This window comes from Cytobacillus sp. Bva_UNVM-123 (genome assembly GCF_046351715.2).
GTDB lineage: Bacteria > Bacillota > Bacilli > Bacillales > Cytobacillaceae > Cytobacillus.
In genome coordinates this window covers 3,817,344-3,834,501 of record NZ_CM177772.1, presented here as the reverse complement: position 1 = coordinate 3,834,501, position 17,158 = coordinate 3,817,344, and the positions used below count along the sequence as shown (strand labels likewise).

Sequence of the window (17,158 nt, the reverse complement as noted above, 5' to 3'; positions counted from 1 at the left end):
GGCTATGTGATTTTACACATTCTATACTCACAAGGAGGTGATATCACATGGCTAATTCAAATTCAAATTCAAATCAACTCTTAGTTCCTGGTGCACAACAAGCATTAGACCAAATGAAAATGGAAATTGCTACTGAATTCGGTGTAAATCTTGGCCCAGATACAACTTCTCGTGCTAACGGTTCAGTGGGTGGAGAAATTACAAAACGTTTAGTGCAAACAGCTCAACAACAATTGGGTGGCTACGGAAGATAATATAATTAAATAAATAATATGGCTACAAGGAGCAGGATTGAATCCTGCTCCTTATTCATGCTCTCCTAACAGTGTAAATTTATTCCTAAAATAAATAATTTTAAATTTTAGGATAATTTAGTATAATGTCTTTAATTGAAAAACTCTGTTATTGGTAACCTATTATTGATTGAAGCGGAAATCAACAACCAAATTTAACAGAGTCTAATTAAAATGCATTTAGTTTAGTGTAGGGGGAGATTGAATGAGACGAGAAGATTTATTGGCACCGGAAACATATAATCTAGTTTCAGAAATGGAGCGTTTTGCAAAAGATAAAGATAGATTAGCCATTATTTGGGAGGATGAACACGGAGAGAAAAAAGAAATTACATATGATCAATTGCTATTAAATGCAAACAAAATAGGCAATGTCTTCTATAAAAATGGATTAAAAAAGGGCGATACATTGCTTATTATGATTCCTCGACTCATTGACGCATATCAAGTATATCTTGCAGCATTAAAGGCTGGTTTAGTTGTGATTCCTAGTTCTGAAATGCTCCGTTCTAAAGATCTCCAGTACAGACTTAATCATGGTGATGTAAAAGGAATTGTAAGTTATTTCCCTTATGTAGAGCAATTTTCACATATTAATGAAGCTAAAGCCTTGCCTAAATTTGTTGTAGGTGCTGCAGCTGATGAATGGATTTATTTAGATGAAGAGATGAAATCTTCTTCAGATGATTTTCAAATGGCAGATACTTCTCGCGAAGATATGGCTTTTCTTTCCTACACATCAGGAACAACTGGCAACCCTAAAGGTGTCGTGCATTCGCATGGCTGGGCATTTGCACATTTGCGAACGGCAGCCCCAAATTGGCTATGTATTGAAGAAGGTGATGTTGTTTGGGCAACAGCAGGACCAGGATGGCAAAAGTGGATTTGGAGCCCGTTTTTATCTGTACTTGGTTCGGGTGCAACGGGTTTTGTTTACAATGGAAAATTTGAACCAACAAAATATTTGCAGCTTTTACAAAACTATGAGGTAAATGTTCTTTGTTGTACACCAACTGAATATCGAATTATGGCCAAAGCAGACAAGATTCAAGAATATAAGCTTCCGAATCTTCGCAGTGCCGTTTCCGCTGGGGAGCCGTTAAATCGGGAGGTTATTCATACATTTCGCAAGTATTTTAATATTGATGTTAGAGATGGATATGGACAAACGGAGAATACATTATTAGTCGGGATAACGAAAGGGATGGAATTAAGGGAAGGCTCAATGGGCAAGCCTACACCAGGTAATAGAGTAGACATTATTAATGAGCGTGGTGAAGTATGTGCAGTCAATGAAGTTGGGGATATTGCTGTTCATATTGAAACGCCTGCCTTATTTAAAACCTATTACAAAGATCCAGAAAGAACGGCTATGCAATATCGTGGCAATTATTATGTAACAGGGGATAAAGCGAAAAAGGATGAGGATGGCTATTTTTGGTTTGAAGGCCGAGGAGATGACATCATTATCAGCTCTGGTTATACGATTGGACCGTTTGAAGTTGAAGATGCATTAGTCAAACATCCATTTGTTAAAGAATGTGCAGTTGTCGCAAGCCCTGATGAAATTCGTGGGCATATTGTAAAGGCATTTGTCGTCTTACAAGATGGTGTTGACAGTTCAGATGGTAATCTTGTGAAAAACCTACAAGAGCATGTGAAAGAGTTGACTGCACCATATAAATATCCGCGAAAAATAGAGTTTTTACACGAACTTCCGAAAACAACATCTGGTAAAATAAGAAGAGTGGAACTAAGAAAACAAGAAATGGAAGCGAGATGAAAAGCTGAGGCGTCTCGAACAGGGGCGACAAGCATAAGACAAGCCAGCAGGAAGGTTGTACTTTACCTTCATGCTGGATTGGGTTATGACCTCGAGCCCCTAGACGTCGAAGCTAGACAGATCGAAAAGCTGAGGCGTCTCGAACAGGGCGTTTGCGATTAAAATATTATTGACGAATGCAGGCATGAACTGCCTGCATTTTTGTTGCAAAGGAGTATTGAAGAATGAGTACACTTTGGTATGGTGGCAATATTTACACGCTGCAAGATGAAAATCATCAAGTTGAGGCTGTTTTGACAAATGGAAATAAGATTATGGCACTCGGAAAGCTTGCAGATTTAGAAGAGAAATATCATGCTGAAATCAATGACAGGATAAATATGAATGGCGATACTATGCTACCTGGCTTTGTTGATAGTCATATGCATTTAATTGGTCATGGAGAAAAGTTGATAAGACTTGACCTTTCTTCGTATAAATCGAAAGAAGAAGTGCTAGCAGCTGTTAAAGAGTATGCAAAATCAACATCTGAAGGTGAGTGGATTATTGGGGAAGGATGGAATGAAAATCTTTGGGAAACGAACGAGTTCATCTACGCACATGAATTAGATGAGATAGTTCCGAATCATCCTGTACTTCTGAAAAGAGTTTGTCGTCATGCACTTGTAGCTAATACACGGGCTTTAAAGGCGGCTTCAATTGATGAGCATACAGAAAATCCTCCAGGTGGGGTAATTGAGAAAGATGAGCATGGAAAGCCCAATGGGATATTAAAAGACAAAGCATATGAACAGCTATTTAATGTTATTCCAACCGTTTCTGAGGCATATTTGCAAAAGGCTCTTACTGAAGCGATTAAAGACGCATATCGCTTAGGCTTAACTGGTGCACATACGGAGGATTTAAATTATTATGGCGGTTATACTCGGACGTATGAAACTTTTAAGCGGGTTATTGAGGAGGAAGGTCTTTCTTTTCGAGCTCATCTTCTCGTTCATCATGAGGTTGTTGATGAAATGATAAATGCAGGGGAGCATTTTCATAGTGGCAGTGAATGGATTGAATTTGGAGCGATGAAGATTTTTGCTGATGGAGCTTTAGGGGGACGAACAGCACTGCTTAGTCACCCTTATGCAGACGATCCTTCAACGTCAGGAGTCGCCATTTTCACACAAAGTCAATTAAATAATCTTGTGAAAAAAGCGAGAGAATATGAGTTGCCAGTTGCTGTCCACGCTATTGGGGATTTAGCATTTGAGATGGTATTATGTGCGATTGAAAAGTACCCATTACAAGGGAAAGGAAGAGACAGACTCATTCATGCGCAAATTCTTCGTGAGGATTTAATTGAACGAGCCAAAACATTACCACTCATTGTTGATATCCAGCCAAGATTTCTTGCTTCTGATTTCCCGTGGGTTATCGATCGAATCGGTGCTGAACGTAATGGACATTATTACGCATGGAAAACGTTATTACAGAACGGATTGCCATGTGCTGGAGGCTCTGATGCACCGATTGAGCCATTAAACCCTTTACTCGGCATTCATGCTGCTGTTACGAGAACGAATATAGATGATCCGAATCATACAGTATATAATGCACAGGAATGCTTAACGGTTTATGAAGCAGTTAGCTTATTTACAAAGGGAAGTGCCTTTGCTGCTTGTCATGAAATGAATAGAGGGGTTATAAAAGAAGGATATTTGGCGGATTTTACAATTTTGCAAACAGATATTTTTAAAGTACATCCAAAAGAGATTCCGAATATAACGGTCGCAAAAACCGTCATTGGTGGAAAAATGGTTTATCCCACTCTTAACTGGCAGTAAGACTCCCACTTCAAGGTTCGATGAACAAAGCAGCATAAGTGGGAGAGCAACTGCCAGTAAAGGTCCGATTGGTTCAATTAACAATCAGTGGGGATGAAGGCAGACTAAGAACGCAACGTCCTGTTGCAACGTTTGCACTGGCATGTCATGTGCGTCGGAAAACCCCCACTGATTGAAGTTTCACTTTATCAGGCAAACAATGATTATATTTCGTAAAATAAATGGTATGATAATCTTTCAGGTCGAATAATCATTAGACTAGAAAGAATCGAGGCTAACCATGATAAAAAATGAAAATCAAATGGGGATTTTTTATGCGGCTTTTTCGTATTTAATATGGGGGATATTGCCAATATATTGGAAGTTGCTTCAAAATGTAAGTTCTGATGAAATATTAGCAAATAGGATTGTTTGGTCTTTTGTTTTCATGATCATGCTCTTACTTCTTTCTAGGAAATGGAGAGAGTTTGCTCAAACATTAAGAGGCTTTCGAACGAATAAAAAACAGCTATTTGCTCTCTTGATTGCTTCCCTATTAATTAGCGGTAATTGGTTTCTATATATTTGGGCTGTTAATTCAAACCATTTGATTGAAGCAAGTTTAGGATACTATATAAATCCACTTGTGAGTGTTTTACTTGGCATGATTGTCTTTCGGGAAAAACTATCACTTGCACAATATTATTCCTTTGCTTTAGCAATAATCGGTGTATTGATTATTACGGTTTCATATGGGAAATTTCCTTGGATAGCTTTTTTACTAGCTTTTTCTTTTGGATTGTATGGATTAATGAAAAAACTCGTAAAGGTTGATTCGACTATTGGATTAACTTTAGAAACACTTGTTGTAACTCCAATAGCATTCGCTTATATGATATTTTTAGCTTCTAAAGGAACCCTGGCCTTTTTATCCTTATCTATCGGAACAGATTTACTTTTAATTGGCTCTGGAGCGGCAACTGCTCTTCCGCTTCTGTTTTTTGCTAAAGGAGCACAAAAAATACCGATGGCAACACTTGGATTTTTGCAATTTATTGCGCCTACTTTAACATTAATTCTTGGTGTATTTCTTTATCATGAGCATTTCTCTAACATTCACTTACTATCTTTTTTATTTATTTGGACAGCAATTACACTTTATTCTATTTCGAAAACAAAACTGTTTAATCGTCTAGAGATGAAGCGGAAGAAAGAGAAGGGGATTGGCGTATAGAGGAAGAGCAAAGGGGCTGTCCAAGATGACAGCCCCTCGAATTTCATTTCATAAATGTTCCAGTAAAAATGATTCGTTATAAAAATGTTCTTTTTACTTTTTCCCAGAAGGAATTATCCTTAAGCTTAACTGTCTTGATTTTTCGTTCACTTAATTTAATATCAATTTTCTCTACGTGCTGAATGCTTAAAGCTTCATTATCCATTCCCATTGTTGGGTGATCATTTCCGTCTTGAACAACACCTAAAGTTAGCTTTCTATCACCGCTCAAAATAAAGGAAGAACCTAGTGTACGGTAGCGATTATTATTTAAAGAAGCCATCTCACTTACTTGTAAGCAAGGAAGAAGCGGGTCAACTATCGATCCTTTTAATGATTTATTATATGCTGTACTTCCAGTTGGTGTTGCAACAACCATTCCATCTCCTCGGAATGTTTCAAAGTGGAGATCATCAATATACACATCAAGTAAAAATGTTTTGATAATGGCAGAGCGAATGCTGAATTCATTTAAACAATGGAAGGAGGATTGATCATCAATCGTCACTTCGATCGTTGGATATCTTCTTACTTCAATTTGTTCATTTGTCATTGCGGTAACCATTTTATCTGTTTCGTCTAAATGAAAATCACAGTAAAGATTTAGACTTCCCGTTGTTGAAATTCCTGCATATAGACAATCCTCTCGGAAGCCTGTCTTGCGAACAGCTTGCAAAAAAGTACCATCTCCGCCAATACTAACAATCACATTCGCCATTTTATAATCTGAAACAATGGTGAATTGATGAAGCCTTGCTAATTCATAAAGATGCTTAACCTTTTCGATCATTTCCTCATCATTTTTATGATAAAAATAAATATTGCGTCGAGCAGGCATTTACATTCCCCCATTTGATAGTAAGAAATAAATTCTATCTCCATAAAGTTGATAATTTGGTATGATATGATAATGTTATCAAATTTAGTTTACTTGTATTTGAAACATTTTTAAAGATGAACTCGTAAAGAAAATGAGGGATTAAGTAGAAATGACTTAATTATGTCAAAAACGATTGTTTGGAGGATGAAACACAATGAACGGAAAACGCTGGGCTGCATTAGCGATTGCGGTATTTTTATTTGGTTTTTCAGTTATTACGAATTTACTTTCATCATTTGCTTTCAAAAATGTAGAATCATCATTCACAGATATTTTTGCAAGCAGTTCGGGCTTTACTGAAGAAGTGATTGAAGCAGGTAGTGAAATGAAGAAAATCGCTGTTCTTGATGTCAACGGAGTCATTCAAGATACTGGAGGAACGACCTCGCTCTTTTCCTCTGATGGCTATAATCACCAAAAATTCATGCAAATGCTTGAACAAGTAAAAGAGGATAGTACTGTAAAAGCATTAATTATTAAAGTCAACTCTCCAGGTGGAGGGGTTGTAGAAAGTGCTCAAATTCATGACAAAATTAAACAAATTCAATCAGAAACGAAAAAGCCTGTTTATATTTCAATGGGGTCAATGGCTGCTTCAGGCGGTTATTATATTTCCGCACCTGCTGACAAAATTTATGCCAGCCCGGAAACTTTAACAGGTTCACTTGGTGTCATCATGCAAAGTATGAATTATGCTGGTCTTGCTGAGAAATATGGCGTGGATTTCGTGACAATTAAAAGTGGACCTTATAAAGATATTATGAGTCCAACTCGTGAAATGACAGAAGATGAAAGAAAAATTCTTCAATCGATGATTGATAATTCTTATGAAGGATTTGTCAAAATCATATCAGAGGGACGCAAAATTCCTGCAGCGAAAGTAAAGGAAATTGCGGACGGAAGGGTGTATGATGGTCGTCAAGCGAAGGAATTAAATTTAATTGATGGATTTGGTTATACGGAAGATGTCATTAAAGCATTGAAAAAAGACCAAAAGCTAGAAGGGGCTAAAGTTGTCAAGTATACTGAAAGCCTTGGCTTTGGCTCAATGTTCAAGTTGAGCGCTCAAAAGGTGCTGAGTCCTGATGTTGAAATGGCTGGTTTAATGAAGTTATTATCACAGCCTAATTCTCCACGTCTAATGTATTTATATGCTGAATAGGAGGGGCGATAATGACTATAAATGAAGCAAATGAAAAGGAAATGATCGGTTATCATATTCCCGTTAGATTCGCGGGTTTTTGGATGCGCTTTTGGGCATATTTGCTCGATTTAATTGTGATTGGAAGTATGGATCGGTTAATTATCAATCCGATTTTCCGGCTATTGAAAATTCCGTTAATAGAAGCTCATATGTTTGCTCCAATTTCAATTGTAACAGCCATCACATTTTATGCTTATTTTATTTTGATGACTAAATTTTTTAAACAAACAATAGGAAAGATGGTATTTGGGTTAAAGGTTGTCGATTTGGAAGGAAAGCCACTATCTTGGGGTACTGTAATTTTTAGAGAATGGATCGGTCGATTTATTTCAAAATTTATTTGGGTTGGATATATAGTTGTTGCATTTTTACCGAAGAAACAAGGATTACACGATCTGTTTACAGATACAACCGTTGTGCATGAGAAATAATTTACAAAACGTGTTAGGCAATTCATTGTCTGACACGTTTATTTTTTTTTTACGGGGAAATACTGTGGCTGAAAGGTTGTGACTGAAATTGAAATGGTTGTTCATTGTTATCATAGTCATTTTCGCGCTTTTTCTACTTCTGTTGATAACGAAAGTAAAAGTCTATTTGCAATATCAACATCATAACGATGACGATCATTTGAAAATACAGTTTAAAATTTGGTTTGGCTTAATTAAATACAAAATAGAACTCCCCTTGATTAAAATTGATGATGATTCACCTACGATTGTTGTTAAACAAAAAAAATCAGATAGAGATCAAGAAAGTTCAATGAATAAAGAAACGAAGCAATTTTCTTATGATGACTTGCTTAATAGCTTTAGGGATATGGGGGAGCTTTTGGTGCATATCATATCCTTTAATTTGATCGTTCGTAAGTTTCTCAAAAAAGTAGCCATAAAAAAAATAGAATGGCATACGACGGTAGGGGTGAATGATGCTGCTTATACTGGAATGATTGCAGGAGCATTTTGGGCGATAAAGGGAGGAATTATAGGGATGATTAGTCATTTTCTTAAATTGCAAACCGTTCCGAATATAACGATTACCCCTCAATTTCAGTTAGCTATTTCACAAACGTTCATTTCATGTATGATTCAATTTCGAATCGGACATGCTATGTTAGCAGGAATAAAAATAATTAAATATTGGAAGGGTGGTAAGCCTAAGTTTAGGAATAAACCGCTTTCTACCTTATCTAATAGTAAAACTAAATCAGTATAAGAAGTGGAGGCTTTAACCAATGTCAGATCATCCAATTCAAGGGCTAATGACAACAGCCATGGAAAATTTGAAAGAAATGATTGATGTAAACACAATTATTGGAGATCCGGTAGAAACTCCAGATGGCAGTGTCATATTAACAGTTTCCAAAGTCGGCTTCGGGTTTGCTGCAGGTGGTAGTGAATTCAACCTTGATAGCCAATCAAGTGGAGGCGGAGGTGGTGGAGGCAATAGTCAACAATCAAACAGTCTTCCGTTTGGTGGAGGAAGTGGAGGTGGTGTTTCGATTACCCCTCTTGCATTTTTAATTGTGAATTCTAAGGAAGTTAAAATGATTCATCTTGACGAAAGCACCCATTTATATGAACGTATTCTGGATCTTGCACCACAAGCTGTTGACAAAATTCAGCATATGTTTAATAAAAAGAATCATGAGCAAAATCAAAACAAAGGCGAGTATAATGGACCAAAATCAGATTTAAATATTTGATTAAAAGTAGTTAACTTTTCCTAATTAGGAGAGGTTAACTTTTTTCTTGGTTGGTAGTTTACGTTTAGAACGAATGAATTAGGATGAGAATCTGAAGTGTAATTAATTGCAAATAGAATGCTAAAAAGATATGATTTACATTATACATATATTGTTTAAGGAGGAAGAAAAAATGGCGGAAATTACTTTTAAAGGGAATGCAGTGACATTATTAGGAAATGAAGTAAAGGTTGGGGATAAAGCTCCTGACTTTAAAGTTTTAGCGAATGATTTATCAGAAGTTACGCTAGCTGATTCTAAAGGTCAAGTACGCTTAATTAGTGTTGTTCCTTCAATTGATACAGGTGTTTGTGATGCTCAAACTCGTCGTTTTAATGAAGAAGCATCTAAATTAGATAATGTAAAAATTCTTACAGTGAGTGTGGATCTTCCTTTTGCTCAGAAGCGCTGGTGTGCAGCAGCTGGCATTGAAAATGTACAAACTGTTTCAGACCATCGTGATCTTTCATTCGGTGAAGCATTTGGTGTTGCGATTAAAGAACTTCGTTTACTGGCACGTGCAGTTTTTGTTGTTGATTCAAACGATACAGTTACATATGTAGAATATGTAAGTGAAGCTACAGACCATCCAAACTACGAAGCAGCAGTAGAAGCAGCAAAACAAGCAAAGTAAAAAGTAATGCTGAAGCTGGACAAAGTAATGCTGAAGCTGGGCAAAAAAAAGCTGAAGCGGAAAAAGACTGAACAGAAAATTATACGATACTTACCCCAGATGATTGTCTGGGGTTTTTCTTGGCTAACAGAAAGTTTATCAAAGTGTTAAAATGAGACAATAGAAATGAAAGGGGAGTATTGTGAATGAAAACTACTCCAGTCGAGGAGTTATTTACTGTTTTTAATGAAACGGCACTTATTATTCAAGAAGAATTATTATGCACATACTTAGAAGCGTTAGCTGAAACGGGAGAGAATATTTTTCAGGAAACAATTCTTCAAGAAGAGCTAAGTGAATTAACGGTCAAAAGAATAAAAAAAAGCTATGAATCCATCCATATTGGCAACTATTCAAAGGAAGATATCCGAAAATCCTTTCAGCTTTCCATCCTTAAAGGGATGAAAGAGATCGTTCAGCCAAACCACCAAATGACTCCAGACGCAGTAGGAATGCTTGTTGGTTATTTAGTTGATAAATTTGTTCAGGAGAAAACCATTCGATTGCTTGACCCAGCAGTTGGAACTGGAAATCTTTTAACAACTGTGATTAATCAGCAAAAAAATAAAATTGTTGAGGCAATTGGGATAGATATTGATGATATTTTAATAAAACTTAGCTATGTCAATGCCAACTTACAACAGCATCCGATTCAACTTTTCAATCAAGATAGTCTTGAACAGTTGTTTATCAATGAGGTAGATGTTGTCATTGGAGACTTGCCTGTCGGCTATTATCCAAATGATGTTCGTGCAGCCGATTATGAGGTTAAGGCTGAAAAGGAACATACTTATGCCCATCATCTTTTTATTGAGCAGAGTATAAGACATATAAAATCAGGTGGTTATTTGTTTTTTATTATTCCGAATCGATTGTTTGAAAGTGAACAAGCTTCGAAGCTTCATGAATTTATTATGAAATATGCGAATATCCAAGGTGTATTACAGCTTCCACTATCTTTATTCAAAAATGAACAAGCAGCAAAAAGTATTTTTATTCTTCAGAAGAAAGGTGAAGGTGTAAAACAGCCGAAGCAAGTGCTGCTTGTTAATATGCCGAGCCTATCAAAAACGACAGAAGTAGAAAAGATTCTTCGAAAAATTGATGAATGGTATAAAGAAAATAAGTGAAAATAAAGCTTAGCTTGTCTGTCAGTTAGTTGTCGGTGCTCATTTGGAATGTCTACTTTTTCAACATTTGCAGTAATGTCAATATTTCTATTGAAACTCCTCTTGAACAGTTTTGTAGACAATGTTTTAATTGAAATTGATAGGGAAAGGAGCGGTAGCAGTGTATGGCAAAAATCATTGCAATTAATGCTGGCAGTTCTTCTTTAAAATTTCAATTATTTGATATGCCAAGTGAGAGAGTTATTTCAAAAGGTTTAATTGAACGTATAGGTTTAAATGATGGGGTATTCAATATAGAAGCAAATGGTGAAAGAATTAAGGAAATCATTGATATCCCGAATCATGATATTGCCGTTACGCTTTTATTAGAAAAGCTTATATCACTAGAAATTATTCAATCATTACGTGAAATAGAAGGGACTGGCCACCGTGTTGTTCATGGAGGAGAATATTTTTATGAATCTGTGTTAATTACAGATGATGTTTTGAAAAAAATTGATGAGCTATCAGAATTGGCGCCACTTCATAATCCACCGAATATGACAGGGATTAAGGCTTTCCAACGAGTATTGCCTAATGTTCCTGCTGTAGCTGTTTTTGATACTGCATTCCATCAGACAATGCCAGAAAGCTCATTTTTGTACAGTTTACCGTATGAATATTATAAAAAATACGGGATTCGTAAATATGGATTCCACGGTACATCTCATAAATATGTTTCACAACGCGCTGCTGAGATGCTTGGTCGTCCCATTGAGCAATTAAGGCTTATTACATGTCATCTTGGAAATGGAGCAAGTATTGCGGCAATAAAAGGTGGGAAATCGATTGATACGTCAATGGGATTTACTCCTTTAGCAGGTGTTACAATGGGGACTCGTTCGGGAAATATTGACCCAGCCTTAATTCCATTCATCATGGAAAAAACGAATAAAACAGCTGAGGAAGTATTGGATGTTCTGAATAAAAAGAGCGGACTGCTTGCGATCTCCGGCTTTTCAAGTGACCTGCGTGATATAAAAACGGAGGCTGCTAGAGGGAATGAGCGGGCAGAATTAGCGCTTGAAGTGTTTGCGAACAAAATTCATAAATATATTGGCTCCTATGCAGCAAGAATGCATGGGGTAGATGCAATTATATTTACTGCCGGAATTGGAGAGAACAGCAGGGTCGTGCGTGAACGCATCCTAAAAGGTCTTCAGTTCATGGGGGTATACTTTGACCATGATCTCAATAAGATTAGCGGAAAAGAGATTTTTATTAACTACCCTCACTCACCTGTGAAAATCATGATCATTCCAACGAATGAGGAAGTTATGATTGCACGAGATGTAGTACGATTGTCTTCTGGACACTAAATCATCCTAAAAATATAAACAGTTATTGAATGGAGGAGTATTGGATGGCATTGACCGAACGGGAAAAAAGAGTTTTAGCCGAGATACAGGAATGGGAAAGTAAGCTATTCGGTTACGAGCCAAATGATCTTGAGTTAACATGTGAAAAATATTTAGAACACTCATTTTCACTTTTGCCTGAACGTATTCAACAGCAATTCTTTGCAGCGTTCGATAGTTGGTTATTCCATCTTCATGCCTTAATTCAAGGCTCCCAATTGCAGCTTGATGCGAAAGAACGGATTTTAACAGCAGGGCGAGTATTTTCCACTCAAATTGACAGCATTGAGGATTTACATAACTTATCAATTGATCAGCTACAATACATAGCCCAGCAACAAATTGCTCGTCATCGATTATACTCGTTTGCTCAAGGTGGAATGGCAGGTACTGGCCATACACTTATGCTCGGAGCTGATCTTCCAGCAATGGCAGTGATTAATTTAAGAGCTGTCCAGCTAATCGCCATGACATATGGAATTGAGGTTAACACACCTTATGAGATGATGAGCTCACTTAAAGTATTTCATGCAGCAACACTCCCACCTCGCTTGCAAGGCAAAGCTTGGAGTGATTTGTTGGATGAGCTTCAAGATGTGAATGAGCATTATTTTTATGAAGGAAATGAAGAATTAGCGGATGTTACTTGGATGGAACAACCAATTAAACAGCTATTTAAAGCGATGGCGATTTTTATTTTTCGAAAAAAATCAATTCAAGGCATTCCCTTCATTAGCATGGCGATCGGTGCAGGGGCAAATTATCAGCTAACAAGAAAAGTAACAGAGTTTGCCCATCACTATTATCAAATGAGATATTTGCATAAGAAAGGAGGCTTTTATGGGTGAGTGTAAAGGAGCATAAACAGCAGGCACCTAGACAAGTAGCATGCAAGGTTATTACTGTAAGTGATACGAGAGATAAAGAAACGGATAAAAGTGGAAAGCTTGTGATTGAGCTTTTAGAAGCAGCAGGGCACTTAATTGTTGATTATACAATTGTCAAAGATGAAGCTGAGGCACTTCGTTTAGAAGTATTAAAAGGATGCCATGATCCGAATATTGATGCCGTACTAACAAATGGCGGAACAGGAATTGCATTACGCGATATTACGATTGAAACAGTAAAAGATTTATTTGACAAAGAAATTAGTGGATTCGGAGAATTATTCCGCATGCTTAGTTATCAAGAGGATATCGGCTCATCTGCCATTCTATCACGTGCGATTGCTGGAGTTGTTAAGAATAAAGCTGTGTTTTCTACACCGGGCTCTTCTGGTGCAGTCAAATTAGCGATGAATAAATTAATCCTACCTGAGCTTGGTCATATCGTAGGAGAGTTAAAGAAAGATTTATAAATTATGTAGCTTAAAAGACCGTTTCTCCGAAAAAAAGGAGAGGAACGGTCTTTCTTATAATATCAGAATTAAAATCTTTGAAGTTGGATGAGTGTCTAGCTCCAGCGCCTAGCGACTAGTAAACTTCCAACGCATAGGACGTGCTAGTGCAGGCGTTGCCACAGGACGTGGCGGATTTAGCCTGCCCTCCCTCTCCCTACGATAAGTCAACATCGACTCGTTTCACTTGTCGTGTTTCCTTATCTCAGTCGAGGTCAGTCCAGTTTATACGTCGCTGACCAAGGCGCTTACGCTTTTCTTATTATAAATGAACTTTCTCCGTAACATCCTGATGTGTACGATACCAAAGCCATAGATCATTAATGATTGAAGCAAGCTCTGAAATTTCACTGTTTAGCTCACAAGATTTAATAAAGTTCGCTTCATTATTGAGCAGTGCTTGTTTCATATTAATCATATTTTCTAATTCCTCAATACGATCAGGAATTCTACCTCTAATTTTTTCCCAATGAAATAAAATGGTTTGTTGAATATTTTGTGGATAATCATCCCAGTCCTTATCAAAGGCTGGGAGGGAAATGCCGAGACGATCATTATGTGAAAAATGTTCTACCATTTATGAAATCCCCCATAGCAAATGTTACTTCTATTCTACATGAATATGACTCTTCCTTCCATGAATAAATCGTTTTTTCTTTTTACATTTTTCTAATAAAGTATTGATTTCTATAAAAAATATGATATTCTTATACAATATCATTGAATAAAAACAAACATTAATGAATAATTATTCGTAAATTAAGGAGGAAATATTAAAATGTCAAAACCAAAAGTAGTTCTCGCCTATTCAGGTGGTTTAGATACATCAGTTGCTATTAAATGGTTAGAGGAGCAAGGCTATGCAGTAGTAGCTTGCTGTTTAGATGTTGGAGAAGGAAAAGATTTGAATTTTATCCAGGAAAAAGCTTTGTCTGTTGGCGCAGTTCAATCATATGTCATAGATGCTAAGAACGAGTTTGCTAATGATTATGCATTAGTTGCCTTACAAGCTCACACATTATATGAAGGCGTCTATCCACTTGTTTCGGCACTTTCACGTCCTTTAATTGCCAAAAAACTTGTTGAAGTTGCCGAAAAAGAAGGGGCAGTTGCTGTTGCTCATGGTTGCACAGGAAAGGGAAATGACCAAGTTCGCTTTGAAGTCGCGATTCAAGCATTAAATCCGGAACTTGAAGTATTAGCTCCAGTTCGTGAATGGAAATGGTCTCGTGAAGAAGAAATCGAATATGCAAAGGAAAAGAATATTCCGATTCCAATTAATTTAGATTCACCATTTTCCATTGATCAAAATTTATGGGGAAGAAGCAATGAATGTGGAATTCTTGAAGATCCTTGGGCAGCGCCACCTGCTGAGGCTTATGAGTTGACTGCTAGTCTTGAAGAAGCACCAAATACACCTGATATTGTTGAAATTGACTTTGAAAAAGGGGTACCAGTGAGCCTTGATGGAAAGAAATATCCATTATCTGAGCTTATTTTAGAATTAAATGCACTTGCTGGAAAGCATGGAGTTGGCCGTATTGATCATGTTGAAAACCGATTAGTAGGAATTAAATCTCGTGAAGTATATGAATGTCCAGGGGCAATGACATTAATTAAAGCCCATAAAGAGCTTGAGGATTTAACTTTAGTGAAAGAAGTTGCTCATTTTAAACCGGTTATTGAGAAGAAAATGGCTGAGCTGATCTATGAGGGACTTTGGTTCTCTCCTTTGCAAAAAGCATTAGCAGCATTCCTTCAAGAAACACAAACTTTTGTCACAGGAACAGTAAGAGTTAAGCTTTTCAAAGGACATGCCATTATTGAAGGTAGAAAATCTCCGTATTCTTTATATGACGAAAAACTAGCAACCTATACTTCAGATGATGAGTTTGATCACAATGCAGCCGTTGGTTTTATTAAACTGTGGGGCTTACCTACAAAGGTACAAAGCATTGTCCAAAAAGGCAAGAAGGTGACAAATTGAAAAAGCTATGGGGCGGCAGATTTACGAAATCAGCAGAAGAATGGGTAGATGAATTCGGCGCCTCCATTTCTTTTGATCAAGAATTAGTGATGGAGGATATTGAAGGAAGCATCGCTCATGTGACGATGCTTGCGAAGTGTGGAATTATTACCGAAGAGGAAGGACATAACATTAAACAAGGGCTTGAACAGCTGAAAGAAAAAGCTGAAAATGAGGAATTATCCTTCTCTGTAAAATTAGAAGATATTCATTTAAACTTAGAAAGCCTTTTGACCGACATTGTTGGACCTGTTGGTGGTAAGCTTCACACAGCCAGAAGTAGAAATGATCAAGTTGCGACTGATATGCACTTATTTTTGCGTAAGCAAGTCCAAGTCATTATCCATTTAATTGAAGAAATGCAAGACGCACTTATCGAGCAGGCGGAAGCAAATATTGAAACGGTTATGCCAGGCTATACTCATCTTCAGCGGGCTCAGCCGATCTCATTTGCTCATCATTTAATGGCTTACTTCTGGATGCTTGAGCGGGATAAAGAGCGTTATTCTGAAAGTATAAAAAGAATTAATCTTTCCCCGTTAGGTGCTGGTGCATTAGCAGGTACAACATTTCCAATTGATCGATATTTTAGCGCAGAATTACTTGGGTTTGAAGGGATTTATGAAAACAGTCTTGATGCTGTTAGTGATCGGGACTTTATTATTGAATTCTTATCAAATAGTTCGCTATTAATGATGCACCTATCTCGATTAAGCGAAGAATTTATTCTTTGGTCTAGCCAAGAATTCCGTTTCATTGAACTGGATGATAGTTTTGCAACAGGAAGCAGTATCATGCCGCAAAAGAAAAATCCAGATATGGCAGAGTTGATTCGAGGGAAAACAGGTCGAGTGTATGGGAACTTAATGGGACTCCTCACTGTTTTGAAAGGATTGCCGCTCGCCTATAATAAAGATATGCAGGAAGATAAAGAAGGCATGTTTGATACAGTTAAAACAGTAACAGGCTCCCTAAAAATCTTTGCTGGCATGATTCGGACAATGACCGTGAATACATCTTATATGGAAAAGGCAACAAAAACAGACTTTTCTAATGCGACAGAGCTCGCAGATTATTTATCGAATAAAGGAATCCCATTTAGAGAAGCTCATGAAATTGTCGGAAAGCTTGTCTTAACATGTGTGAATAAAAGCTGCTTCTTAGCAGATTTGCCGTTAGAAGAATTTGTCGAAGCACATCCGCTGTTTGAAGAGGATATTTATGAAGTACTAGATCCTGTTACAGCAGTTAAGAGACGTAATAGTGCAGGTGGGACTGGCTTTGAGCAAATTATTATTGCGATTGAAAAGGCGAAGGAAAAGCTTGGGAATAAATAAATTTCGCTTATAAAGCAAGTTGCTGTTTGAAAAGGGCTTTGAAAAATTTTCATAAAATAGATACGAGGGAAGAGAACAATTTTGTTTTCTTCCCTCGTTTTCTTTTCTAAAAGATAATAATATCTAATCATTTTTTGATAAAAGCTGATGTTACACGAACAGACGGATATGTTTGAAAAAGTAAGCGATATGAAAGAATTTAGACCGATAT

Annotated in this window: 17 protein-coding genes; 15 read left to right on the top strand and 2 right to left on the bottom strand. The window is 37.0% G+C overall.

All coding sequences use genetic code 11. The features are described 5' to 3' along the window. Nucleotides 1-47: 47 nt before the first annotated feature. From KDN24_RS19700 to rarD, 4 genes are all read left to right on the top strand, one after another. Nucleotides 48-254: an alpha/beta-type small acid-soluble spore protein gene (locus tag KDN24_RS19700; RefSeq protein WP_409972993.1), complete on the top strand. Its 207-nt coding sequence runs from the start codon at nt 48-50 to the stop codon at nt 252-254. Nucleotides 255-498: 244 nt separating this feature from the next. Beyond that, nucleotides 499-2,076, top strand: coding sequence for an acyl-CoA synthetase MbcS (mbcS, locus tag KDN24_RS19695; protein WP_409972992.1), 1,578 nt, complete (start codon nt 499-501; stop codon nt 2,074-2,076). A gap of 224 nt (nt 2,077-2,300) precedes the next feature. Continuing rightward, nucleotides 2,301-3,908, top strand: coding sequence for an amidohydrolase (locus KDN24_RS19690; protein ID WP_491348125.1), 1,608 nt, complete (start codon nt 2,301-2,303; stop codon nt 3,906-3,908). A 280-nt stretch (nt 3,909-4,188) separates the two neighbouring features. Next, complete coding sequence (gene rarD / locus KDN24_RS19685; protein WP_409972990.1) at nt 4,189-5,121, top strand: EamA family transporter RarD; 933 nt, start codon at nt 4,189-4,191, stop codon at nt 5,119-5,121. Nucleotides 5,122-5,197: 76 nt separating this feature from the next. Here rarD and KDN24_RS19680 read toward each other — a convergent pair whose 3' ends face one another. Then, nucleotides 5,198-5,998: an NAD kinase gene (locus KDN24_RS19680; RefSeq protein WP_409972989.1), complete on the bottom strand. Its 801-nt coding sequence runs from the start codon at nt 5,996-5,998 to the stop codon at nt 5,198-5,200. Nucleotides 5,999-6,194: 196 nt separating this feature from the next. On the opposite strand from KDN24_RS19680, the gene sppA reads away from it, so the two are divergent. The 9 genes from sppA to KDN24_RS19635 all read left to right on the top strand — a co-directional run bounded on the left by sppA (nt 6,195) and on the right by KDN24_RS19635 (nt 13,545). Then, a complete protein-coding gene (gene sppA, locus KDN24_RS19675) occupies nt 6,195-7,202 on the top strand; it encodes a signal peptide peptidase SppA (RefSeq protein WP_409972988.1) in 1,008 nt (335 codons plus the stop codon). Nucleotides 7,203-7,213: 11 nt separating this feature from the next. Next, complete coding sequence (locus KDN24_RS19670; protein ID WP_409972987.1) at nt 7,214-7,675, top strand: RDD family protein; 462 nt, start codon at nt 7,214-7,216, stop codon at nt 7,673-7,675. An 88-nt stretch (nt 7,676-7,763) separates the two neighbouring features. After that, nucleotides 7,764-8,459: a DUF2953 domain-containing protein gene (locus tag KDN24_RS19665; RefSeq protein WP_491348124.1), complete on the top strand. Its 696-nt coding sequence runs from the start codon at nt 7,764-7,766 to the stop codon at nt 8,457-8,459. A gap of 19 nt (nt 8,460-8,478) precedes the next feature. Then, a complete protein-coding gene (gene ytfJ, locus KDN24_RS19660) occupies nt 8,479-8,949 on the top strand; it encodes a GerW family sporulation protein (protein WP_409972985.1) in 471 nt (156 codons plus the stop codon). 172 nt (nt 8,950-9,121) lie between these two features. Continuing rightward, a complete protein-coding gene (gene tpx, locus KDN24_RS19655; protein ID WP_409972984.1) occupies nt 9,122-9,622 on the top strand; it encodes a thiol peroxidase in 501 nt (166 codons plus the stop codon). 185 nt (nt 9,623-9,807) lie between these two features. Continuing rightward, entirely contained in the window at nt 9,808-10,791 is a 984-nt protein-coding gene (locus KDN24_RS19650; RefSeq protein WP_409972983.1) for a class I SAM-dependent methyltransferase, read from the top strand. A gap of 164 nt (nt 10,792-10,955) precedes the next feature. Next, nucleotides 10,956-12,149, top strand: coding sequence for an acetate kinase (locus KDN24_RS19645; RefSeq protein ID WP_409972982.1), 1,194 nt, complete (start codon nt 10,956-10,958; stop codon nt 12,147-12,149). Between the two features lie 44 nt (nt 12,150-12,193). Then, nucleotides 12,194-13,036 carry an EcsC family protein gene (locus tag KDN24_RS19640; RefSeq protein ID WP_409972981.1) on the top strand — a complete coding sequence of 281 codons (843 nt, stop codon included), beginning with the start codon at nt 12,194-12,196 and terminating at the stop codon, nt 13,034-13,036. Then, nucleotides 13,033-13,545 carry a MogA/MoaB family molybdenum cofactor biosynthesis protein gene (locus KDN24_RS19635; RefSeq protein ID WP_409972980.1) on the top strand — a complete coding sequence of 171 codons (513 nt, stop codon included), beginning with the start codon at nt 13,033-13,035 and terminating at the stop codon, nt 13,543-13,545. Before KDN24_RS19640 ends, KDN24_RS19635 begins: the two co-directional genes overlap by 4 nt. 301 nt (nt 13,546-13,846) lie before the next feature. On the opposite strand, the gene KDN24_RS19630 is transcribed toward KDN24_RS19635, so the two are convergent. Further along, the gene (locus KDN24_RS19630) at nt 13,847-14,161 is read right to left on the bottom strand and encodes a hypothetical protein (protein WP_409972979.1); all 315 of its coding nucleotides are present in this window, start codon (nt 14,159-14,161) and stop codon (nt 13,847-13,849) included. A gap of 201 nt (nt 14,162-14,362) precedes the next feature. On the opposite strand from KDN24_RS19630, the gene KDN24_RS19625 reads away from it, so the two are divergent. Further along, the gene (locus KDN24_RS19625) at nt 14,363-15,571 is read left to right on the top strand and encodes an argininosuccinate synthase (protein WP_409972978.1); all 1,209 of its coding nucleotides are present in this window, start codon (nt 14,363-14,365) and stop codon (nt 15,569-15,571) included. Continuing rightward, complete coding sequence (gene argH / locus KDN24_RS19620) at nt 15,568-16,947, top strand: argininosuccinate lyase (RefSeq protein ID WP_409972977.1); 1,380 nt, start codon at nt 15,568-15,570, stop codon at nt 16,945-16,947. The genes KDN24_RS19625 and argH overlap by 4 nt, the downstream gene beginning before the upstream one ends. Nucleotides 16,948-17,158: the final 211 nt, after the last annotated feature.